19 protein-coding genes, 2 tRNA genes and 3 rRNA genes are annotated in these 23,275 nt (G+C 40.3%); 22 read left to right on the top strand and 2 right to left on the bottom strand.

Annotation, left to right across the window (positions count from 1 at the left end; genetic code table 11):
* Window positions 1-11 precede the first annotated feature (11 nt).
* Window positions 12-581 (top strand): TetR/AcrR family transcriptional regulator, encoded by a 570-nt coding sequence (locus OZX60_05865; GenBank protein WEV44958.1) that lies wholly within the window; start codon window positions 12-14, stop codon window positions 579-581.
* Window positions 582-622: 41 nt separating this feature from the next.
* Here OZX60_05865 and OZX60_05860 read toward each other — a convergent pair whose 3' ends face one another.
* Window positions 623-1,285, bottom strand: a complete 663-nt coding sequence (locus OZX60_05860) for a DUF1129 family protein (protein ID WEV44957.1) — start codon at window positions 1,283-1,285, stop codon at window positions 623-625.
* 126 nt (window positions 1,286-1,411) lie between these two features.
* On the opposite strand from OZX60_05860, the gene OZX60_05855 reads away from it, so the two are divergent.
* The 10 genes from OZX60_05855 to dinB all read left to right on the top strand — a co-directional run bounded on the left by OZX60_05855 (window position 1,412) and on the right by dinB (window position 12,508).
* The gene (locus OZX60_05855; GenBank protein WEV44956.1) at window positions 1,412-1,840 is read left to right on the top strand and encodes a YlbF family regulator; all 429 of its coding nucleotides are present in this window, start codon (window positions 1,412-1,414) and stop codon (window positions 1,838-1,840) included.
* Window positions 1,830-2,081 carry a YlbG family protein gene (locus tag OZX60_05850; GenBank protein ID WEV44955.1) on the top strand — a complete coding sequence of 84 codons (252 nt, stop codon included), beginning with the start codon at window positions 1,830-1,832 and terminating at the stop codon, window positions 2,079-2,081. The genes OZX60_05855 and OZX60_05850 overlap by 11 nt, the downstream gene beginning before the upstream one ends.
* Before the next feature lie 169 nt (window positions 2,082-2,250).
* Window positions 2,251-3,591, top strand: coding sequence for an Nramp family divalent metal transporter (locus tag OZX60_05845; GenBank protein WEV44954.1), 1,341 nt, complete (start codon window positions 2,251-2,253; stop codon window positions 3,589-3,591).
* Between the two features lie 311 nt (window positions 3,592-3,902).
* Window positions 3,903-4,412: a YkgJ family cysteine cluster protein gene (locus tag OZX60_05840; GenBank protein ID WEV44953.1), complete on the top strand. Its 510-nt coding sequence runs from the start codon at window positions 3,903-3,905 to the stop codon at window positions 4,410-4,412.
* 57 nt (window positions 4,413-4,469) lie between these two features.
* Window positions 4,470-6,416: a threonine--tRNA ligase gene (gene thrS, locus OZX60_05835; GenBank protein WEV44952.1), complete on the top strand. Its 1,947-nt coding sequence runs from the start codon at window positions 4,470-4,472 to the stop codon at window positions 6,414-6,416.
* A gap of 100 nt (window positions 6,417-6,516) precedes the next feature.
* Window positions 6,517-7,275 carry a hypothetical protein gene (locus OZX60_05830; protein WEV44951.1) on the top strand — a complete coding sequence of 253 codons (759 nt, stop codon included), beginning with the start codon at window positions 6,517-6,519 and terminating at the stop codon, window positions 7,273-7,275.
* A 71-nt stretch (window positions 7,276-7,346) separates the two neighbouring features.
* Window positions 7,347-7,520, top strand: coding sequence for a hypothetical protein (locus OZX60_05825; GenBank protein ID WEV44950.1), 174 nt, complete (start codon window positions 7,347-7,349; stop codon window positions 7,518-7,520).
* A gap of 181 nt (window positions 7,521-7,701) precedes the next feature.
* On the top strand, window positions 7,702-8,583 hold the full coding sequence (locus tag OZX60_05820; GenBank protein WEV44949.1) for a fructose-bisphosphate aldolase: 882 nt from the start codon (window positions 7,702-7,704) through the stop codon (window positions 8,581-8,583).
* A gap of 415 nt (window positions 8,584-8,998) precedes the next feature.
* The gene (pflB, locus tag OZX60_05815) at window positions 8,999-11,308 is read left to right on the top strand and encodes a formate C-acetyltransferase (protein WEV44948.1); all 2,310 of its coding nucleotides are present in this window, start codon (window positions 8,999-9,001) and stop codon (window positions 11,306-11,308) included.
* Window positions 11,309-11,443: 135 nt separating this feature from the next.
* On the top strand, window positions 11,444-12,508 hold the full coding sequence (gene dinB / locus OZX60_05810) for a DNA polymerase IV (GenBank protein WEV44947.1): 1,065 nt from the start codon (window positions 11,444-11,446) through the stop codon (window positions 12,506-12,508).
* Here the strand turns inward: dinB and OZX60_05805 are convergent.
* The gene (locus tag OZX60_05805; protein ID WEV44946.1) at window positions 12,495-13,139 is read right to left on the bottom strand and encodes a prepilin peptidase; all 645 of its coding nucleotides are present in this window, start codon (window positions 13,137-13,139) and stop codon (window positions 12,495-12,497) included. The two genes, dinB and OZX60_05805, sit on opposite strands and share 14 nt — an antisense overlap.
* A 110-nt stretch (window positions 13,140-13,249) precedes the next feature.
* Here OZX60_05805 and OZX60_05800 point away from each other — a divergent pair, with 110 nt between their 5' ends.
* From OZX60_05800 to pheS, 11 genes are all read left to right on the top strand, one after another.
* On the top strand, window positions 13,250-13,711 hold the full coding sequence (locus OZX60_05800; protein WEV44945.1) for a DNA starvation/stationary phase protection protein: 462 nt from the start codon (window positions 13,250-13,252) through the stop codon (window positions 13,709-13,711).
* Between the two features lie 94 nt (window positions 13,712-13,805).
* Window positions 13,806-14,006 carry a YqgQ family protein gene (locus tag OZX60_05795; protein WEV45891.1) on the top strand — a complete coding sequence of 67 codons (201 nt, stop codon included), beginning with the start codon at window positions 13,806-13,808 and terminating at the stop codon, window positions 14,004-14,006.
* 18 nt (window positions 14,007-14,024) lie between these two features.
* Window positions 14,025-15,020 (top strand): ROK family glucokinase, encoded by a 996-nt coding sequence (locus tag OZX60_05790; GenBank protein ID WEV44944.1) that lies wholly within the window; start codon window positions 14,025-14,027, stop codon window positions 15,018-15,020.
* Complete coding sequence (locus OZX60_05785) at window positions 15,013-15,405, top strand: rhodanese-like domain-containing protein (protein WEV44943.1); 393 nt, start codon at window positions 15,013-15,015, stop codon at window positions 15,403-15,405. The genes OZX60_05790 and OZX60_05785 overlap by 8 nt, the downstream gene beginning before the upstream one ends.
* 36 nt (window positions 15,406-15,441) lie before the next feature.
* Entirely contained in the window at window positions 15,442-16,365 is a 924-nt protein-coding gene (locus OZX60_05780) for a hypothetical protein (GenBank protein WEV44942.1), read from the top strand.
* A gap of 497 nt (window positions 16,366-16,862) precedes the next feature.
* Window positions 16,863-18,410, top strand: a 16S ribosomal RNA gene (locus tag OZX60_05775).
* A gap of 99 nt (window positions 18,411-18,509) precedes the next feature.
* A tRNA-Ala gene (locus tag OZX60_05770) sits at window positions 18,510-18,582 on the top strand.
* A 147-nt stretch (window positions 18,583-18,729) separates the two neighbouring features.
* Window positions 18,730-21,637, top strand: a 23S ribosomal RNA gene (locus OZX60_05765).
* Window positions 21,638-21,722: 85 nt separating this feature from the next.
* Window positions 21,723-21,838: ribosomal RNA gene (gene rrf / locus OZX60_05760) — 5S ribosomal RNA — on the top strand.
* The 16S, 23S and 5S rRNA genes sit together here with 2 tRNA genes alongside, the layout of an rRNA operon.
* Window positions 21,839-21,844: 6 nt before the next feature.
* A tRNA-Asn gene (locus tag OZX60_05755) sits at window positions 21,845-21,918 on the top strand.
* Window positions 21,919-22,226: 308 nt separating this feature from the next.
* Window positions 22,227-23,264 (top strand): phenylalanine--tRNA ligase subunit alpha, encoded by a 1,038-nt coding sequence (pheS, locus tag OZX60_05750; protein WEV44941.1) that lies wholly within the window; start codon window positions 22,227-22,229, stop codon window positions 23,262-23,264.
* Window positions 23,265-23,275: the final 11 nt, after the last annotated feature.

Raw genomic sequence — 23,275 nt, 5'->3', positions numbered from 1 at the left:
TTGGAGGGATTATGGAATATACCAAAAAAACTGAAACAACCAGAAAGAAAATAAAATCTGCCCTGATAAGTCTAATGGCTGATAAAAGATTCGACCAGATAACCATAAATGACATTGTAAATCAGGCTGAATTAAATAGAAGTAGCTTTTATAGGTACTACGAAGATAAATACAACCTAATTGATGAAATGGAAGATGAAATTTTATCTGGTATGAAGGGTAAAAGGCCAGCTGACTTTAACTATGATGACACAGACTTTATAAGAGAAAATGTTATTGAGCATCTAAACCATCTTAAAATTTACGCTAAAGAAATCAATTGCCTCTTAAGTGATAATGCAGGGTCAGGTTTTTCTGAAAAATTAAAGAAGGAACTCAATCAAAGTTTCTTCTCCAATAGACACTTGGAAGTTGAAAAAAATGAAAAAACTTCCTTACTCGGATTATACTCTGTTGATATTTTAATTCAAACATTTAAGTCCTTTACCCAAGAGGATAATAAACTAAGTGCTGAAGAACTTGCTGATCTTGTTATTGATGTGTTTTTAAATGGTTTTTTTACAGCCATCAATAACTCATAAAAAATAAAAAAGATAATCTAATTTAGATTATCTTTTTCTTTTTATTTAGACTGGTAGTTAGTCATTGAGCTTTGAATGTTATAGTGTTTTTTAACAAAGTAGCGGACTACTAGGGCCACTAGACCAATTATTAGGGTTACAAGTGGTGATGGGGTTGGGTTGATTGCTTGCGGCAGAAGGGAAGCAAGAACAAAAACTGCAATCCAGGCAAACATAGCAAGGGTCATAAAGGCAAATGATTTAAAACGACCACCTGATTTTTGCTCATCCTTTTTAGAAAAATTATTGTACATGAGGCTCATGATAAGACCTGCACCTGCACTCATAATTAATAGGGTTATTATTCCGTAGGTCTGAGGGTTTTTACTGAAAAGCCCAACTCCACCATTAACAGCAGCAAGAACTCCAAGAAGTAACAGGAAGTTATCAAGCCACATGAGGTATTTGTTAGTGTTTACAGTCTTACTTTCAGTCTTTGCTCCTTGGTCATTTTTTTCGATGAACTGACCAGCAAAAGCACTTGGAGTACCTAGGAAGTTACGGGCAGGAATCCCTCTTTCCTGATGGCTTATGATTTCATCTATATGCTCTTTAAAAATCTCATCAATTTGATCCTTACTTTTTCCGTTTTCACTGAGCTGCCTTGAAACAGTGATTAAGTAATCCTTATTTTTAGCAGATAGTTTATCAAAATATTCTTCCATGGTAACCTCTTTCAAAATTTCATTAATTAGTATTTTAACATAGAAATAGCCTTTTTTATAGTAGGGACTAGAGAAAGTTATAGGGTTAAAGCTTTGCCAAATTAAAATATTTGCTATAATAAGGGCATGTTAATTGTAAATGAAAGTTTAGCAAAAATAGATGATGTAATTGATAAAATAGTTGCCAGCTTTTTATCCTTTGATCAGGTGAATAATTACAAGAAGGCCCAGGCGGATTTTGAAGCAGATATTTTTCTTCAAGAACAGCTTAAAGACCTACTAGAAAAAAATCAACTTTTAGCAGAAAATGAGGCTTATTTACCCTACCGGCCGGAGTTAAAAGAGCTTCAAAGGGAGATAAGAGGGCTCCAGAGGGAGGTAAACCTCAATGAGCATGTTTATAAATTAAGGCTTGCAGAAAATGATTTGCAGGGCCTTCTAGCTGATTTAACTAGGGATATAGCAGCTACTATCTCAGAAGATATAAGTATTGATGAGGGACTACCGTTTTCAAAAAAGGGTCATCACGGAAGGGGGGAATCTTGTGGAAGTTAAATTTGAACTCCAAAAAAGAAGGGCCTTATATGTCTACTATAACAGTTACAAGCATGTAAGAAGACTTAAAAAATATGGTGATTTTGTTTATACCTCAAAAAGGCTGCGTTATGTAAAGATTTATGTCAATGAAGAGGATTATGAGCAAATAAAGGCTGAACTTGCGGGACTTCATTTTGTTAAGGGAGTCGAAGAAAGCTTTCTCCCAGACCTTGAAATGAATTTTTCAGAAGAATATTAGAATAAGATTAGACCTTGGGTCTAATTTTTTTACAAAAAAGTTTAGGTTAGCCTTAATTTTTTCTTTACATCTATAATTTAATCTTCTATAATGAACTAGTATTGAAAAGTAGGAGCTTTATTTTAAATTGTAATGTTTTAAAAAATAATAATCGAAAGGATTAGTAGTTGTGAAAAAAGAAAATAGTTTTACCAGGTATGCTAATGGTCCAAGTCTTGAAGAGATCAACGGAACGGTTGATGTTCCAAAGGACAATAGTTTTTGGAAGAATCTCATGGCCTTTTCAGGTCCAGGAGCTTTGGTTGCTGTTGGATATATGGATCCAGGGAACTGGATTACATCAATTGGCGGGGGGTCTCAATATGGTTACCTTCTTCTATCAGTTATCATGCTTTCAAGCCTTATTGCCATGTTGCTTCAATATATGGCAGCAAAACTTGGGATTGTAACAGGGCTTGATTTGGCCCAGGCGACAAGAAAATATACCAGTAAAAGAGTTGGATTTATTCTCTGGATTGTAACAGAACTTGCAATTATGGCAACGGATATTGCAGAAGTTATAGGAGGCGCCATAGCCCTTAACCTTCTCTTTGACATTCCGATTGTCTTTGGGGTAATTTTAACAGTCTTTGATGTCTTTCTTCTATTGTTCATGATGAGACTTGGCTTTAGGAAAATTGAAGCAATTGTAATCAGTCTAATTGGAGTTATTTTGGTGGTCTTTGGGTACGAGGTTGCTCTTTCTAATCCAAGTTTTGCCTCAATTGTAGAAGGATTCGTTCCTAAAAAACAAATCCTTAACCGCGGTGAGCTCACAATGGCCCTTGGGATTGTAGGGGCAACAGTTATGCCTCATAATCTTTACCTGCATTCATCAATAACTCAAAGTAGGAAGTATGACAGGCAGGATGAGGAAAAAGTGGCGCGTGCAGTTCGTTTCTCAACCTGGGATTCAAATATCCAGCTGTCAGTGGCCTTTATTATCAACTGCCTGCTTCTAATTTTAGGGGCTGCCATGTTTTATGGAACCAAGGAAGACCTTGGAACCTTTACAGCCCTTTATGACGCCCTTAAAGATAAAAATATTGCAGGAGATGTAGCCAGTCCTCTTCTCTCAACCCTTTTTGCAGTAGCCCTTCTTGCCAGTGGACAAAATTCAACAATTACTGGAACCCTTACAGGACAGGTTGTTATGGAAGGATTCATTCACTTGAAAATTCCTGCCTGGTCAAGAAGACTTATAACCCGTGCCCTGTCAGTTCTTCCAGTCCTTGCATGTGCCATTTACTATAATGGAAATGAAGGAGCCCTTGATGATCTTATGGTTGGAAGTCAGGTCTTTCTAAGTATTGCCCTTCCAGCCTCAATGATTCCTTTAGTCTACTTTACAAGTAGCAAAAAAATCATGGGTGAAAGATTTAAAAATAAGAGAATTCTTTCTATTCTAGCTTGGATAGCAGTAACAGTTCTTACTGTTTTAAATGTCCAACTGATTATCAGCATGTTTTAAAAACGACCTCAGGTCGTTTTTTTTATTGAATTTTATGACTTGAAAAATTTACTCAAAGGGATATAATAGATTTAAAGACAACTTGTGCATTTAAGCTTTTAAAGCGAGATGGGGACGGTGGAAGCCTATCAAAGGGACTTGTTCAAGACTACTTTAGAAAAACACTTGGGAAACCTTGTGCGTGGGTCGCGTTAAGACTAGTAGAGGGGTAGTTTTACCCAAACCTAGGTGGTACCACGTTACGACGTCCTAAGCATGGCTTGGGCTTTTTTTATACTCAAAAATCCACTTGCCATGAGAAAGATGTAAAGATGATTAAAGAAATTGACAATAGAATAGATGTAGACTACTACAGGGATTTGGCCCTTCAAAAAAGAAAGACCCATGAAAAATTCCTAGCCAACCTTAAAAAGAAAAAACCAAAGAATCTGGACAAATTAACCAAGGCCATTCATGATGAGGTTTTTGCAGAAGTCGACTGTACCAAATGTGCCAACTGCTGCAAGGGGCTTGGTCCCTTATGGACCGAGGCTGATATTGAAAGAGTGGCTAAAAAAGAGCGCATGAAACTAGCTGACTTTGAGGCTAGTTACCTACGGGTTGACGAAGATGGCGACAAGGTCTTCCAGTCCATGCCCTGTCCTTTCCTGGGTTGTGATAATCTCTGCGACATTTACAGTGTCCGCCCCAAGGCCTGCCGTGAGTTTCCTCATACTGACCGCAAAAGGATTTATCAAATCAATCACTTAACCCTCAAAAACACAGAGTACTGCCCAGCAGCCTACCTCTTTGTTGAAAAATTAAGTGAGGCCATGAAATAGCATACGACCGTGATGTCTTAAAACTAGAGAACAAGATAAAAATAAAAGGAGATATACATGGTAAAAATTACTTTTCCTGATGGCGCTACTCGCGAATACCAATCAGGTGTGACTACTTATGAAATCGCTGAATCAATCAGCAAGTCACTTGCTAAAAAGACACTTGCTGGTAAACTAAATGGCCAACTAATCGACTGGGATCGCCCAATCACTGAAGATGGAAGCCTTGAAATCGTGACACCAGATCACGAGGACGCACTACCTTTACTGCGTCACTCTGCTGCCCACCTTTTTGCCCAAGCAGCCCGTCGTCTTTTCCCTAACATTAAACTTGGTGTAGGACCTGCCATCCAAGACGGATTCTACTACGATACTGACAATGAGTCAGGACAAATCACCAACGAAGACCTTCCACGTATCCAAGAAGAGATGATGAAAATCGTCAAGGAAAACTACCCTGCCATCCGCCGCGAGGTTACAAAAGATGAGGCCCGTGAAATCTTTGCAGACGATCCTTACAAGCTTGAACTTATCGAAGAGCACGCTGGTGAAGGCCTAACTGTCTATTCTCAAGGGGAATTCACTGACCTTTGCCGTGGACCTCACGTCCCATCAACAGGCCGCATCCAAGTCTTCGACCTACTTAACGTGGCTGGAGCTTACTGGCGCGGAAACTCTGACAACAACATGATGCAACGTGTTTATGGTACAGCCTGGTTCGATAAAAAGGACATGAAGAAATACCTGAAAATGCGCGAAGAGGCTAAAGAACGTGACCACCGTAAACTAGGTCGTGAACTAGACCTATTCATGGTCAGCCAAGAGGTTGGTAGTGGGCTTCCATTCTGGCTACCAAACGGGGCTACAATCCGCCGTACAATCGAGCGCTACATCACTGATAAAGAACTGAGCTTAGGATACGAACACGTCTACACTCCAATCATGGCTGATGTCGGCCTTTACAAGACTTCAGGACACTGGGATCACTATAAGGAAGACATGTTCCCACCAATGGACATGGGTGACGGTGAAGAGCTTGTTCTTCGTCCAATGAACTGCCCACACCACATGATGGTTTATAAAAACCACATCCGTTCATACCGTGAACTGCCAATCCGTGTGGCGGAACTTGGAATGATGCACCGTTATGAAAAATCTGGAGCACTTTCAGGTCTACAACGTGTACGTGAAATGACCCTGAATGATGGACACACATTTGTCCGCCCTGATCAAATTAAGGACGAATTCAAACGTACTCTTGAGCTGATGCTTGCCGTATACAAAGACTTCGGAATTGACGACTACCGCTTCCGTCTAAGCTACCGTGACCCTAACGACACTCACAAGTACTTTGACGATGATGCAATGTGGGAAAATGCCCAAGCCATGCTTAAGGCAGCCATGGATGAGCTTGAACTTGACTATTTTGAAGCTGAAGGAGAAGCAGCCTTCTACGGACCAAAACTTGACGTACAGGTTAAGACAGCTCTTGGAAACGAAGAAACTCTTTCAACTATCCAGCTTGACTTCCTTCTTCCTGAACGCTTTGAACTGGAATACGTGGGAGCTGACGGAGAAAACCACCGTCCAGTCGTTATCCACCGTGGTATCGTTTCAACTATGGAACGTTTCGTTGCCTACCTAACAGAAGTTTACAAGGGTGCCTTCCCAACTTGGCTAGCTCCTGTTCAAGCAACAATCATCCCAGTTTCAAACGAAGTCCACGCAGACTACGCTTGGGACGTGGCAAACGCCCTTAAGGCTAAAGGAATCCGCCTTGAAGTAGACGAACGTAACGAAAAAATGGGTTATAAAATTCGTGCCAGCCAAACTTCTAAAATCCCTTACCAAATCGTAGTTGGTGACAAGGAACAAGAAGAAGGTACAGTAAACGTCCGCCGTTATGGAAGCAAGGAAACACAAGTCCTTAAACTTGACGACTTCGTTGACGCAATCACTTCAGACATCGCAAACTACTCTCGTAAAGATCCAGTAGAAGCTTAAAAAATAACATCCTTCACTAATACAATAGTGAGGGATGTTTTTTGTAATTATAAAAATTATATACTATACTGAAAATATAAATTTATGGGAGGTTATTAAGATGGTTACAGTTACTCAAAGATTACAAGAAGTTAAGCAACCCCGTGGCGGTTACTTGCCGGTAAAAAACTTTATCCAGCTTGAACTTTCAAGTGGTCAAGAGCTTTCTGATAAGGAAAATATTTCCCCAGGTCTTGTAGGGATAGTTGTTGATTATTTGACACGCTTTATGGATGCGGGCCATCCGGAGAAATCCTTTAAAATTTCCTTATATGGGGCAAGAATTCTAGGTTCAGAAGAAGAGGACAAGGCTCAGGCCATTTTAAAAAATATCAAGGGACTTGATGATCAGTCAATTGCTGCGGCCTGTAAACTTGCAGGATATGATACTGTTTACCGGGCAGGAAAAGCAGGCTTTGTTCCTATTGAAGAAATAAAGCCTGATGAAGCTACTATTTCAAATATTAGGATAATGGTTGAACGTTCTTTGGATTTTATAAAAAAATATGGACCGGTAACTGAGGAGGGATTTCGCTTTGACGGAGCCTATACCTCAACTATAACTAATGGAGACGGTGATTTTTTAACTAAAGATACCCTTTGGGATTTTAAGGTCTCTAAAAATAAACCCACTTCAAAAAATACCCTCCAACTAGCAATTTATTACTTGATGGGTAAGCATTCAAGGAATTTAAATTTTGCAGATATTACTAAACTAGGTATCTTTAATCCCCGCCTTAATCTGGTTTATCTACTAGATATTAATAGTGTGGATGATAAAATTTTTTCTGAGATTGAGGAGCTTGTAATTGGCTACTAGTCTTATCTTTGTAAGCGTTAACTTTTTTTGCTATACTTGAGCAAAAGATAAAGATAAGCAGGAGAAAAAAGATGGATAAAAAGCAGATGATTTTTAAACTCAAACAACAGGCTCATAACCAAAGTACAATTGAGGAAATTTTTGCTAAGAATGAGGATTATCAGCGTGCAGAGATTGCCCATACTAAAAAAATCATGTATGAAGATTTTATAGAGCTTCTTGAAAGTTGGCTTGAATTTTCTTAAATTTATCAAAGAGTAGCCAGAGGTAAGTTTAAGCCGGCAGAAGATACCCTAGGGTTTTTCTGCTTTTTTTGTGCGTACTTTAACATTTTTTTATCTTGAGCTAGAATATTTTTTCATAAAGTGTTATAATGCCAATGTATGAGGGAATGGCTCTCAATTTAAAATATTTGGAGGAATTAAAATGCCAATCGTTTCAGCTGAAAAATTTGTAAAAGCAGCTCGCGACAACGGATACGCTGTCGGAGGATTCAACACAAACAACCTTGAGTGGACTCAAGCTATCCTACGTGCTGCAGAAGCTAAACAAGCTCCAGTTCTTGTTCAAACTTCAATGGGTGCTGGTAAATACATGGGTGGTTACAAAACTGCTAAAAACCTTATCGAAAACCTAGTGGAATCAATGAACATTACTGTTCCTGTAGCAATCCACCTTGACCACGGTCACTACGATGACGCTCTTGAGTGTATCGAAGTTGGTTACACTTCACTTATGTTCGACGGATCTCACCTTCCAATCGAAGAAAACCTTGAAAAAACTCGTGAAGTTGTAAAACTTGCTCACGCTAAAGGTATCTCTGTTGAAGCTGAAGTTGGAACTATCGGTGGAGAAGAAGACGGAATCGTTGGTGCTGGTGAACTTGCTCCAATCGAAGACGCTGTAGCTATGGTTGAAACTGGAATTGACTTCCTTGCAGCTGGTATCGGAAACATCCACGGACCATACCCAGCTAACTGGACTGGTCTTGACCTTGGACACCTTGAAAAACTTACTGCGGCAGTTCCAAACTTCCCAATCGTTCTTCACGGTGGATCAGGAATTCCTGACGAACAAATCCAAGAAGCTATCAAACTTGGAGTTGCTAAAGTTAACGTTAACACTGAGTGTCAAATCGCATTTGCTAACGCAACACGCGCATTCGCTCGCGAATATGACCAAAACGAAGAAGCTTACGATGCTAAGAAATTATTCGACCCACGTAAATTCCTAGCACCAGGTGTTAAAGCTATCCAAGAAGCTGTTGAAGAACGTATCGACGTATTCGGATCAGCTAACAAAGCTTAATTAGAATTAATCTACTCAAAAAGATTCACTTCGGTGGGTCTTTTTTGTGTACATAGAAAATTTAAAATTTAAAATTTAAAATTTAAAATTTAAATAAATCATCTGATTCTGCCCAAATATCTTTTTGAAGTCTTTAAAAAAGCTATTAAGTAATAGTTTGAAAGCTACAAAATAAAACAGTCTTTTAAAAACTGTTTTATTTTTAATTTCTAGATATAGCAAGTCTTATGTCTAAAAATTCCTAAGAAATATCTCCTAAAATATAATACAGTTTCCTTAAAAAATTAATCTGTACTAAAAAAGTTTTTTCAAAAACTACCACATTAAGTTTGTGAAAGCGATTACTATGTGGTATTATGTATTTGTAAATGTAACAGATCACAGATGTGGTCATTTATCCGAAGGAGATGAATAGATGAAGACTGAAGTAACTCAAGATTTATTTGAAAAGGCTTGGGAGGGATTCAAAGGCCTTGATTGGAAAGAAAAAGTATCAGTATCACGTTTCGTAAATGCTAACTACGAACCATACGATGGAGATGAATCTTTCTTAGCTGGACCTACTGCCCGTAGCCTTAAAGTTAAAGAGATTTTAGAAACTACTAAAGACCACTACGAAGCAACACGTTTCCCTATGGATACAGACCGTGTAGCAAGTATTGCTGATATCCCAGCTGGTTATATCGACAAAGATTTAGATATTATCTATGGATTACAAAATTCAGAACCTTTCCGTCTAAGTTTAATGCCAAAAGGTGGAATCCGTATGGCAGAAACTACTCTTAAGGAAAATGGCTATGAAATTTCACCAGAAATTCACGAAATTTTTACTAAATATGTAACGACTGTAAATGACGGAATTTTCCGTGCTTACACTCAAAACATCCGTCGTGCCCGCCACGCCCACACTGTAACTGGTCTGCCAGATGCTTACTCACGTGGACGTATTATTGGGGTTTATGCTCGTCTTGCACTTTACGGGGCTGACTTCTTAATGAAAGAAAAAGCAGCTGACTGGAATGCAATCACTGAAATCGACGAAGAATCAATCCGCCTACGTGAAGAAATCAACCTTCAGTATCAAGCTCTTGATGAAGTTGCAAAACTTGGTGATCTTTACGGATTAGATGTTCGTAAACCAGCTATGAACGTTAAGGAAGCTATCCAGTGGACAAACATCGCCTTCATGGCAGCAGCTCGTGTAATCAACGGAGCAGCAACATCCCTTGGACGTGTGCCAATCGTACTTGATATCTTCGCCCAACGTGACCTTGAGCGTGGAACCTTCACCGAAGAAGAAATCCAAGAATTCGTAGATGACTTTGTACTTAAACTTCGTTCAGTCAAGTTTGCCCGTACTAAAGCCTACGACCAAATCTATTCAGGAGACCCAACATTCATTACAACTTCAATGGCTGGTATGGGTAACGACGGACGCCACCGTGTAACTAAGATGGACTACCGTTTCCTAAACACTCTTGATAACATCGGAAACTCACCAGAACCAAACCTTACTGTCCTTTGGTCTGACAAGCTTCCATACAATTTCCGCCGCTACTGTATGAACATGAGCCACAAACACTCTTCAATCCAATATGAAGGTGTTGAAACAATGGCCAAAGACGGATACGGAGAAATGTCTTGTATCTCATGTTGTGTATCTCCACTTGATCCTGAAAGTGAAGACAAACGTCACAATATCCAGTACTTCGGAGCGCGTGTAAACGTACTTAAGGCTCTTCTTACTGGTATTGACGGAGGATATGATGATGTCCACCATGACTACAAGGTATTTGATATTGATGCAATCACATCAGATGTTCTTGAATATGATGAAGTTATGGAAAACTTCGACAAGTCTCTTGACTGGCTGACTGATACTTATGTTGATGCCCTAAACATCATCCACTACATGACTGACAAGTACAACTACGAAGCAGTTCAAATGGCCTTCCTACCTTCACACCAACGTGCAAATATGGGATTTGGTATCTGTGGATTCGCAAACGTAGTAGACACAATTTCAGCAATCAAGTACGCTACTGTTAAACCAGTTCGTAATGAAGATGGACGTATCGTTGACTACATCACTGAAGGTGAATTCCCACGCTTTGGTGAAGATGACGACCGTGTAGACAACATCGGTAAACTAGTTATGAAGATGTACCATGAAAAACTAGCGCGCCACAAACTATACAAAAACGCAGAAGCAACAGTATCTCTACTTACAATCACTTCAAATGTTGCCTACTCTAAACAAACTGGACACTCACCAGTTAACCGCGGAGTATTCCTAAATGAAGACGGATCTGTAAACTATGACGAATACGAATTCTTCTCACCAGGAGCTAACCCACTACCTGCATCTCGTGGTGGATGGCTACAAAACTTAAACTCAATTTCTAAACTTGAGTTTAAACATGCAAATGACGGTATCTCACTAACTACCCAAGTATCACCACGTGCCTTAGGTAAAACTCGTGATGAACAAATTGAAAATCTAGTAGACATCCTAGATGCTTACTTCATCAATGGTGGACAACACATGAACCTGAACGTTATGGACCTTAATGATGTTTACGGAAAAATCATGAACGGAGAAGATGTAATCGTACGTATCTCTGGTTACTGTGTAAATACTAAATACCTTGGACCAGAACAACGTAAGGAATTAACAAAACGTGTCTTCCACGAAGTTCTTTCAATGGATGAGGCTGCTCAATAAGAAAAAAAGACTCCCACTTTTGGGAGTTTTTTTCTTTGGTTTATGAACCGTCTATACATGAAATTTTGGAAGTTGTCGAAGATCTTGAGATGGGTTAAATTTGGTATAATATAGTAAAAAGAAGGGAGGCTATCCATGCTTGAATATCCGCTGATTAATGATACCAGTCGTAAAATCATCCATATCGACATGGATGCCTTTTATGCTTCAGTCGAAGAAAGAGATGATCCCTCCCTTATTGGTAAACCTCTAGTTATTGCCCGGAATCCTTTAGAGAGTGGCGGCCGGGGAGTAGTTTCAACTTGTAATTATGAGGCTAGAAAATACGGTATCCATTCAGCCATGTCAGCCAAAGAGGCTTACGAGCTTTGCCCCCAGGCAAAATTTTTACCGGGAAATTATAGTAAGTACCGCCAAGTATCAAGCCAGATCCATGAAATTTTCCACCGTTATACAGATTTGGTTGAGGGAATTGCCTTCGATGAAGCCTATTTGGATGTAACTGAAAATAAAGTTAATAGCCTATCAGCCGTTAAAGTCGCTAAGATGATCCAACATGATATCTATAATGAACTTCATCTGACTAGTTCCGCTGGAGTATCCTATAATAAATTTTTAGCCAAGCTTGCAAGTGATTTTGAAAAGCCAAGGGGACTTACCCTGATTCTTCCGGGCGAAGCTCAAGTTTTTTTGGAAAATCTATCAATTGCTAAATTTAATGGAGTGGGTAAAAGGACTGAGGAAAGGTTGAATGACCTTGGGATTTATACGGGGTCTGATTTGGCTGAAGCTAATCCTCAAAAACTAATTGATAATTTGGGTGTCCTTGGTTGGGACCTCTACCTGAAAGCTCACGGAATTAATAATAGTCCAGTAAAAGCCAGTAGGATTAGGAAGTCCCTGGGAAATGAGAGAACCTACGGTAAGCTTTTGTACATGGAAGAAGACATAGTGGCAGAAATTTCTTCATTAGCCAAAAATGTCAGTCAAACGCTCAAAAAAGAAAAACTAAAGGGTAAGACCATTGTTTTAAAACTTAGAACTTCCGATTTTGAAACTCATACCAAGCGCTTAACTCGGGATGAAAAAACAGATGACTTTGAAATAATCAACAGGGGAGCAGTCAAGTTACTAGAAGAATTTAATGACGTTTTTGCTAAAGGAATAAGGCTTTTAGGCGTTACCGTTACAGGTTTTTAAAAAGCATGATAATGATTTGGGCAGCAAATAAAAAGGGAACAAAGGGAATAATTTTTCTTTTAAAAAATTCCGAATAAAAAATGGCACCTAGGGAAGATAATTGGATTACCAGTAAGATTTGATTGTAATCGTTAAATAAGGACAGACTGGCTAGAAAAAGTAAATCACCAGCTCCTAATTTAAAATCAAAAATCATAGCCAGTATGGCCAGACCTAAAAAGCTAGCAAAAAGATAATTGATAGGTAGAAAGATTAAAAAGATTAAATTAAAAAATATCCAGATAACTAAAGGATAGGTCTGACTTCTAATATCGTAAAGGCTAAGGATGGTTGCCATGACTAGCAAAAGAAGTTGCGGAAAATTAATTACTTGTAAATAATAGAGGGAAAAATAGATTCCACTAACTATTTCAAGGGCAGAATACCAAATACTTGTCCTCTTTTTACAGTATCTGCATTTAAATTTTAAAAAGAGCTGGGAAAGGATAGGAATTAGGTCATAAAAGGCAAGTTTGGTTTTACAAGAATCACATTTTGAATTCGGAAAAAGAATTGAAGTTTCTGGAAATCGGTCGATAAGAAGGCCGAAGAAGGATCCAAAAATACTTCCATAAATAAAATAAATAATCATATAATCACCTCGATTATATATACGAGAAAGATTAATATTTTTAATTCAAATTTTTGCAAAATACTACCTATTATCATAAAATTAAAGCATAGAAAGATTGAGGTATTTAAATGTCTAGAGAAAAAACAAAGGAACTTTTAAATCAATCAGTTGCTGATTTATCAAAAGCAAGTGCGCTTATCCACCAAGTACACTGGTATATGCGTGGACCAGGATTTATGAAACTTCATCCAAAGATGGACACTTACATGGATCAATTAAACAGTATTCTTGATACACTGTCTGAACGTTTAATTACAATCGGAGGAAGTCCTGTTTCAACTCTTAAAGAATTTGACGAACTTTCAAAAATCAAACTTGAAAAAGCTACTTGGGACAAGACTATCGAAGAAAGAATTGAGCAAGTAATCGAAGCTTATAAGTACCTAGATGAGTTATTCTACCAAGGTATTACCGTTTCTGATGAAGAAGGTGACCCTGTAACATCTGATATCTTTACTACATCTAACGCTGAAATTGAAAAAACAATCTGGATGCTAGAGTCTGAAATTGGCCGTGCACCAGGACTGTAAGAAAAGTATGTAAGAGGCCTCGGCATATGGGGTTTCTTTTTTCTTTCCTTGAAAAAAAAGGGTTTTCATGATATCCTTGTCACATATGAAAATGATGAAAAATCTTTATGATGTTCAGCAGTTATTGAAGCGTTTTGGTATCTATATTTATCTGGGTAAAAGAATCTATGATATCGAGCTTATGAAGATTGAACTAAAAAATCTCTATGATTCAGGGCTGATTGATAGAGACGACTACCTTCAAGCTGAACTCATTTTAAGAAGAGAACACAAAATAGAAGAAGCTAATAACTAAATAATTAAGGAGTATATAATGTTAGAAAAGAAAATCATCGGTATCGATTTAGGTGGAACAACGGTTAAATTTGGAATTTTAACCCTAGAAGGTGAAATCCAAGACAAATGGGCCATTGAAACAAGGATAACTGATGATGGTAAAAATATAGTTCCAGATATTATTGAAAGTATCAAACACAGAATGAGTCTCTATAATCTTACTAAAGATGATTTTATTGGTATTGGAATGGGAAGTCCTGGAAGTGTTGACATTGAAAATGCTACAGTAAGGGGTGCTTACAACCTAAACTGGGCCGATACTCAAGAAGTTGGTAAAAAAATAAGAGAAGGTATTGGTCTTCCAATTGCTATTGATAATGATGCAAATGTAGCAGCCTTGGGTGAAAGATGGACAGGGGCTGGTGCTAATAATCCGGATGTAATCTTTATGACTCTTGGAACTGGTGTTGGTGGTGGTGTTATTGCTGCTGGAAACCTCATTCACGGGGTAGCTGGTGCAGGTGGTGAAATCGGTCACCTTACAGTTGAACCTGAGGACGGATTTGATTGTACATGTGGTAAAAGTGGATGCCTTGAAACTGTGGCCTCTGCGACAGGGGTTGTTCGTGTTGCGCGCAAGATTGCAGAACAATACGAAGGGGACAGCCAAATCAAAGCAGCTATTGATGATGGTGAACAAGTAACTTCAAAGGATATTTTTGTTGCTGCTGAAGCTGGAGATCCTTTTGCTGTCAGAATAGTTGATAAGGTTTCTCAGTACCTAGGTCTAGCTTGCGGAAATTTAGCTAACACCCTAAATCCAGATTCAATCGTAATCGGTGGTGGAGTATCAGCTGCGGGAGAATTTTTACGCTCACAAGTTGAAAACTACTTCAGAAAGTACACTTTCCCACAGGTTACAAATTCAACAAAAATTAAACTAGCTCAGCTAGGAAATGATGCTGGAATTATTGGTGCGGCAAGTCTTGCTATGCAATTTGACGGCATTTTAGAGGAAGAAATTAATGATTAAATACGTTAACATAGTTTTATTAATAATTTTATTAGCTTTAGTGGCTTGGAATTTTTACCGGGCTCATGTCCTTAAAAAAGCTTCTAAAAAAGTTGATAACCAGGAATTTCAGGATAATATTTCTAGGGGTCAATTAGTCGATATCAGAGAAAGTTCTGATTATAGAAGAAAACATATCCTTGGAGCAAGAAATATTCCAGCCAGTCAATTTAAAAATAGTTTGGCTGCCTTGAATAAAAATAAACCTGTTTTACTTTATGAAGCAGGTAAACCACAACAGGCATTAAATATTGTTTCTATTTTGAATAAAGCAGGATTTAAAGATATATATCTTTTAAAAAATGGTCTCAATGAATGGACTGGTAAAGTAAAAGAAGGCGAGTAACTCGTCTTTTCTTGTACATAAAGATGGGAGGATTTTATGTCTATTTGGATGAGTAAGTATTATATTCCAGACTATGAAGAGGGGAATATAAAATATATAAAAAGTGCGCAGACTTCAGAAATTTCAAAAAAACTTGGCTTCAAAGATTTGTTGTATTATTCTTACGACGGAAGAGATAAATCAGATGATGAGCTTTCTAGTGATTTAATAAAACTTCAGGAACAAGTTCAAGAAGGAGACCTTGTTTTCTTACAATATCCGCTTTTTCAGGATGATGATAGGTATTCTTTGAAGTACATTAAACATTTGAAGGACAAAAAAGTACTTCTAGTAGCTATTGTGTGGGATATTCCAGCCTGGTCTTTTAATGATCAGATAACAGCCAAAGACGACTTTGTTCAGGATAATTTGAAATTTTTTGATCTCCTAATAGTTGAAAATGAAATCATGAAGGAAAGGATGATAAAATTAAGCAACTATCAGGACAAGGAAATTCTAGTTCTTGGTTTGACAGATTTTTTATTAGATCAAAAAGACAAAATTGTTGCAAAATCAGATAATATCTATCAATTAGAAGGTGAAAATTCTCCGATTATATCTTTTTCCACTACTAAGTTTCAAAGAATAGCCGATTTTATTTCCCAGGATAGTTTTACAGGCTATGGCCTGGTTGAAAATAACTTTTTTAATAACTCCTTAGATTTATCTCTTTATCTGGCCCTAGGAATTCCTCCCCTAGTAAGTAGTCAAAATGTACAAGCTGATTTGATTAAGGATAATAAGCTGGGACTTTTATATGAAAATATAGATGAACTACCAAATTTGATAGAAAAAATCAGTGAAGATGATTATAATAACTACAAAAAAAATATCAGCAAATATAGTCAGCTTCTTAAAATAGGATTTTTTATGGAAAAAACCTTATTAGAAGCTACAAATAATTTATTTTTCAAAAAATAAGAAAAACTAGTTGACAGCCTTTACAGTATTTGATAGAATAATAGCACTGTCAAGGGCAGGTCAATTTATTGTGAATTAAGACTTTGAAAAAAGTTAAAAAAACATGTTGACATAGCCTTCTATAGATGGTAAACTAACAAAGTTGCTTGAGGGCAACACTTAGTTAAATAGCTTAAATAATTTAGTTAAATAACTAAGAAAAAAGTTAAAAAAAGTAGTTGACAAAGACGTTAAGTCATAGTAAACTATAAAAGTTGTCTGAGGGCAACAGTTTAAAACTTGAGTCAAAAAAACTTTAAAAAAGTAGTTGACAAGTAAAACAAGTTTTGATAAACTAATGAAGTTGTCTCGTAAGAGATGACGATAGACCTTTGAAAACTGAACAAAGCAAAACGAACCAAATGTGCAGGGTGAATGTTTAAACATTCAACTGTCAATTTTGACAATAAATAAAGCAACAAAAGCGAGCTAGTGACTCTTAGGAGTCTGCTCATAATTTATATGAGAGTTTGATCCTGGCTCAGGACGAACGCTGGCGGCGTGCCTAATACATGCAAGTTGAGCGCTGAAATCTGGTACTTGTACTAGATGGATGAGCAGCGAACGGGTGAGTAACGCGTGGGTAACCTGCCTTATAGAGGGGGATAACTACTGGAAACGGTAGCTAATACCGCATAACACTTAGTATCACATGATACAGAGTTGAAAGTGCCAATTGGTACACTATGAGATGGACCCGCGTTGTATTAGCTAGTTGGTGAGGTAAAGGCTCACCAAGGCGATGATACATAGCCGACCTGAGAGGGTGATCGGCCACACTGGGACTGAGACACGGCCCAGACTCCTACGGGAGGCAGCAGTAGGGAATCTTCGGCAATGGACGAAAGTCTGACCGAGCAACGCCGCGTGAGTGAAGAAGGTTTTCGGATCGTAAAACTCTGTTGTAAGAGAAGAACACCAGTGATAGTGGAAAGATCACTGGCTGACGGTATCTTACCAGAAAGCCACGGCTAACTACGTGCCAGCAGCCGCGGTAATACGTAGGTGGCAAGCGTTGTCCGGATTTATTGGGCGTAAAGCGAGCGCAGGCGGTTCATTAAGTCTGATGTAAAAGGCAGTGGCTCAACCATTGTAAGCATTGGAAACTGGTGAACTTGAGTGCAGTAGAGGAGAGTGGAATTCCATGTGTAGCGGTGAAATGCGTAGATATATGGAGGAACACCGGAGGCGAAAGCGGCTCTCTGGACTGTAACTGACGCTGAGGCTCGAAAGCGTGGGGAGCAAACAGGATTAGATACCCTGGTAGTCCACGCCGTAAACGATGAGTGCTAGATGTTCGGGGGTATCCACCCCTGAGTGTCGCAGCTAACGCATTAAGCACTCCGCCTGGGGAGTACGACCGCAAGGTTGAAACTCAAAGGAATTGACGGGGGCCCGCACAAGCGGTGGAGCATGTGGTTTAATTCGAAGCAACGCGAAGAACCTTACCAGGTCTTGACATACGAGTGCTATCCCTAGAGATAGGGAGTTCCTTCGGGACACTCGATACAGGTGGTGCATGGTTGTCGTCAGCTCGTGTCGTGAGATGTTGGGTTAAGTCCCGCAACGAGCGCAACCCCTATTGTTAGTTGCCATCATTAAGTTGGGCACTCTAGCGAGACTGCCGGTAATAAACCGGAGGAAGGTGGGGATGACGTCAAATCAGCATGCCCCTTATGACCTGGGCTACACACGTGCTACAATGGGAAGTACAACGAGTCGCAAGCCGGTGACGGCAAGCTAATCTCTTAAAGCTTCTCTCAGTTCGGATTGTAGGCTGCAACTCGCCTACATGAAGTCGGAATCGCTAGTAATCGCGGATCAGCACGCCGCGGTGAATACGTTCCCGGGCCTTGTACACACCGCCCGTCACACCACGAGAGTTTGTAACACCCGAAGTCGGTGAGGTAACCGTAAGGAGCCAACCGCCTAAGGTGGGATAGATGATTGGGGTGAAGTCGTAACAAGGTAGCCGTATCGGAAGGTGCGGCTGGATCACCTCCTTTCTAAGGAAAATACGAGGATACCTGCACATTTAGTTTTGCATTGTTTAGTTTTGAGAGGTTTATACCTAAAACAAGATATATATCTTCTCAAAGAAGATTGGGGCCTTAGCTCAGCTGGGAGAGCGCCTGCTTTGCACGCAGGAGGTCAGCGGTTCGATCCCGCTAGGCTCCATAGGTAGTTGAATGACTACCGAATCGATCATTGAAAATTGAATAATTTCTAATATAACAAAGAAATAAACCGAAAATGCTGTGATTTAAAGAGTTTAAAAACGAAGAAATCAAAACTTATAACTGAATTTAATAATTCAAAATTAAAGGTTAAGTTAATAAGGGCGCACGGTGGATGCCTTGGCACTAGGAGCCGAAGAAGGACGTGACTAACTACGATATTTCACGGGGAGCTGTAAGTAAGCGATGATCCGTGAGTTTCCGAATGGGGGAACCCAACATCTAATGGATGTTATCCATACATGAATACATAGTGTATGAGAAGGAAGACGCAGTGAACTGAAACATCTAAGTAGCTGCAGGAAGAGAAAGCAAATGCGATTTCCTGAGTAGCGGCGAGCGAAACGGAAGAAGACCAAACCAAGGGACTTGTCCCTTGGGGTTGTAGGACTGCAACGTGGACTTACATTTTATAGAAGAATTACCTGGAAAGGTAAGCCAGAGAGAGTAATAGCCTCGTAATCGAAATAGAATGTATACCTAGCAGTATCCTGAGTACGGCAAGACACGAGGAATCTTGTCGGAATCCGGGAGGACCATCTCCCAAGTCTAAATACTCCCTAGTGACCGATAGTGAACCAGTACCGTGAGGGAAAGGTGAAAAGAACCCCGGAAGGGGAGTGAAATAGCACCTGAAACCGTGTGCCTACAACAAGTTCGAGCCCGTTAATGGGTGAGAGCGTGCCTTTTGTAGAATGAACCGGCGAGTTACGTTATGTTGCGAGGTTAAGATGAAGAGTCGGAGCCGTAGCGAAAGCGAGTCTTAATAGGGCGCTTTAGTAACATGATGTAGACCCGAAACCATGTGACCTATCCATGAGCAGGTTGAAGGTGAGGTAAAACTCACTGGAGGACCGAACCAGAGTACGTTGAAAAGTGCTTGGATGACTTGTGGATAGCGGAGAAATTCCAAACGAACTTGGAGATAGCTGGTTCTCTCCGAAATAGCTTTAGGGCTAGCGTCGTAATTTAAATGTCTTGGAGGTAGAGCACTGTTTGGGTGAGGGGTCCATCCCGGATTACCAATCTCAGATAAACTCCGAATGCCAATGACATATGTACGGCAGTCAGACTGCGAGTGCTAAGATCCGTAGTCGAAAGGGAAACAGCCCAGACCACCAGCTAAGGTCCCAAAATATATGTTAAGTGGAAAAGGATGTGGGGTTGCACAGACAACTAGGATGTTAGCTCAGAAGCAGCTACCATTCAAAGAGTGCGTAATAGCTCACTAGTCGAGTGACCCTGCGCCGAAAATGTACCGGGGCTAAACATATTACCGAAGCTGTGGAATTACTTTTTAAGTAATTGGTAGGAGAGCGTTCTATACAGCGCCGAAGGTATACCGTGAGGAGTGCTGGAGCGTATAGAAGTGAGAATGCCGGTATGAGTAGCGAAAGACAGGTGAGAATCCTGTCCACCGTAAGACTAAGGTTTCCAGGGGAAGGCTCGTCCGCCCTGGGTTAGTCGGGACCTAAGGAGAGGCCGAAAGGCGTATCCGATGGACAACAGGTTGATATTCCTGTACTAGATATTATAGTGATGGAGGGACGCAGTAGGCTAACATGTGCCAGTTAATGGATTCTGGTCTAAGCAGTGAGGTGTAGTATGAGTCAAATGCTTGTACTTCTAACATTGAGCTGTGATGGGGAAGCGACTAAGGTCGCGAAGTATGTGATGTCACACTGCCGAGAAAAGCTTCTAGCGTTTAAATAATATCTACCCGTACCGCAAACCGACACAGGTAGTCGAGGCGAGTAGCCTCAGGTGAGCGAGAGAACTCTCGTTAAGGAACTCGGCAAAATGGCCCCGTAACTTAGGGAGAAGGGGCGCTGACTTTAAGTCAGCCGCAGTGAATAGGCCCAAGCGACTGTTTATCAAAAACACAGCTCTCTGCTAAATCGTAAGATGATGTATAGGGGGTGACGCCTGCCCGGTGCTGGAAGGTTAAGAGGAGTGCTTAGCGTAAGCGAAGGTATGAATTGAAGCCCCAGTAAACGGCGGCCGTAACTATAACGGTCCTAAGGTAGCGAAATTCCTTGTCGGGTAAGTTCCGACCCGCACGAAAGGCGTAACGATTTGGGCACTGTCTCAACGAGAGACTCGGTGAAATTTTAGTACCTGTGAAGATGCAGGTTACCCGCGACAGGACGGAAAGACCCCATGGAGCTTTACTGCAGTTTGATATTGAGTATCTGTACCACATGTACAGGATAGGTAGGAGCCTATGATTCATGCACGCCAGTGTATGATGAGGCGTTGTTGGGATACTACCCTTGTGTTATGGCTACTCTAACCCGCACCATTAATCATCCATGGTGGGAGACAGTGTCTGACGGGCAGTTTGACTGGGGCGGTCGCCTCCTAAAAGGTAACGGAGGCGCCCAAAGGTTCCCTCAGAATGGTTGGAAATCATTCATAGAGTGTAAAGGTATAAGGGAGCTTGACTGCGAGATCTACAAATCGAGCAGGGACGAAAGTCGGGCTTAGTGATCCGGTGGTTCCGCATGGAAGGGCCATCGCTCAACGGATAAAAGCTACCCTGGGGATAACAGGCTTATCTCCCCCAAGAGTTCACATCGACGGGGAGGTTTGGCACCTCGATGTCGGCTCGTCGCATCCTGGGGCTGTAGTCGGTCCCAAGGGTTGGGCTGTTCGCCCATTAAAGCGGCACGCGAGCTGGGTTCAGAACGTCGTGAGACAGTTCGGTCCCTATCCGTCGCGGGCGTAGGAAATTTGAGAGGATCTGTCCTTAGTACGAGAGGACCGGGATGGACTTACCGCTGGTGTACCAGTTGTTCTGCCAAGAGCATCGCTGGGTAGCTATGTAGGGAAGGGATAAGCGCTGAAAGCATCTAAGTGCGAAGCCCACCTCAAGATGAGATTTCCCACCAATTATTGGTTAAGAGCCCTGAAAGATGATTAGGTAGATAGGCTAGAAGTGGAAGTGTGGTGACACATGTAGCGGACTAGTACTAATCGCTCGAGGACTTATCCTAAAATAAGAGTCAAGCAACATTTGAAGTTGTTTCGAGTTATAGAAGAAATTATTCAATTTTGAGTGATCGAAAGATTACAAACAAGTTTGGTGCTTATTGCACGAGAGATACACCTGTTCCCATGTCGAACACAGAAGTTAAGTCTCGTTACGCCGGAAGTAGTTGGGGGTTGCCCCCTGTGAGATAAGGTAGGCGCCAAGCGAATATTCCGCCATAGCTCAGTTGGTAGTAGCGCATGACTGTTAATCATGATGTCGTAGGTTCGAGTCCTACTGGCGGAGTTTCTAAAGAATCTGTTAAGATTCTTTTTTAATAGCTTCTATTTTATTTTATGATATAATGGAGTTAATAACAGCCTTTTCTGGAAGAGTAGTTCTATAGTAGACTGAAGGGAATGTGTGCCACCGACTGTAAGCACACTAGTCGATGATTGAATGAAGTTCACCCAGTTAACTAGGCAGGGAGCGTTCCCTTATCAAAAAAAGTTGTACTTTTTGAGTACATAAATTAGGATGGTACCACGGTCTTTCGTTCCTTTATGGAGCGAAGGACCGTTTTTTATTACAATAGTAAAAGTAAGAGGAGAACTATGACTTTACAAGCACAAATCGAAGAATTAAGAGCAAGGACTCTTGCCAAGTTAGAAGAAGTTGATACTGAGAAAGTCCTTAATGACATACGTGTCGCTATTCTAGGAAAAAAAGGTGAATTAACTGAAATTCTTAAAGGAATGAAAGATTTATCACCAGAAGAACGTCCAAAAATTGGTTCTTTGGCAAATGATTTTCGTGACCGTGTTTCTGAATTATTAGAAACTAAAAAAGAGGAACTTGAAGCGGCTGCTATGGCTGAAGCCCTTAAAAACGAAACAATTGATGTAACATTACCTGGTAAGGAAGTTGCTCGCGGTACTCGTCACATTCTGACTCAAACAACCGAAGAGATTGAAGATATCTTCCTAGGAATGGGATATCAGGTTGTTGACGGCTACGAAGTGGAAACTGACTATTACAACTTTGAACGTATGAACCTGCCTAAAAATCACCCAGCTCGTGATATGCAGGATACCTTCTACATCACGCCTGAAATTTTACTGCGTACCCATACAAGTCCGGTTCAGGCCCGTACTATGGACAAGCATGACTTTGCGACAGGTCCACTTAAGATGGTGAGTCCAGGACGTGTTTACCGTCGCGACACTGATGATGCCACTCACTCACACCAGTTCCACCAAATCGAAGGACTGGTTGTTGATGAAAACATCTCAATGGGTGACCTTAAGGGAACTCTTGAAACACTTATCAAGAAGATGTTTGGTGAAGACCGTCAAATCCGTCTACGTCCAAGCTACTTCCCATTCACTGAGCCATCTGTAGAGGTTGACGTATCATGCTTCAAGTGTGGTGGTAAGGGATGTAACGTATGTAAGATGACTGGTTGGATCGAGGTTCTTGGAGCTGGTATGGTTCACCCATCTGTCCTTGAAATGAGCGGAATCGACTCTAAGAAATACTCAGCCTTCGCCTTTGGACTAGGACAAGAGCGTATTGCCATGCTGAGATACGGAATCAACGACATCCGCGGATTCTACCTGGGCGACCAACGTTTCACAGAACAGTTCAAATAGATAGAGGTATA

This window comes from Streptococcaceae bacterium ESL0687 (genome assembly GCA_029392475.1).
GTDB lineage: Bacteria > Bacillota > Bacilli > Lactobacillales > Streptococcaceae > Floricoccus.
The sequence above is the reverse complement of the archived record's forward strand: the minus strand, read 5'-3'. Positions and strand labels throughout refer to the sequence as shown.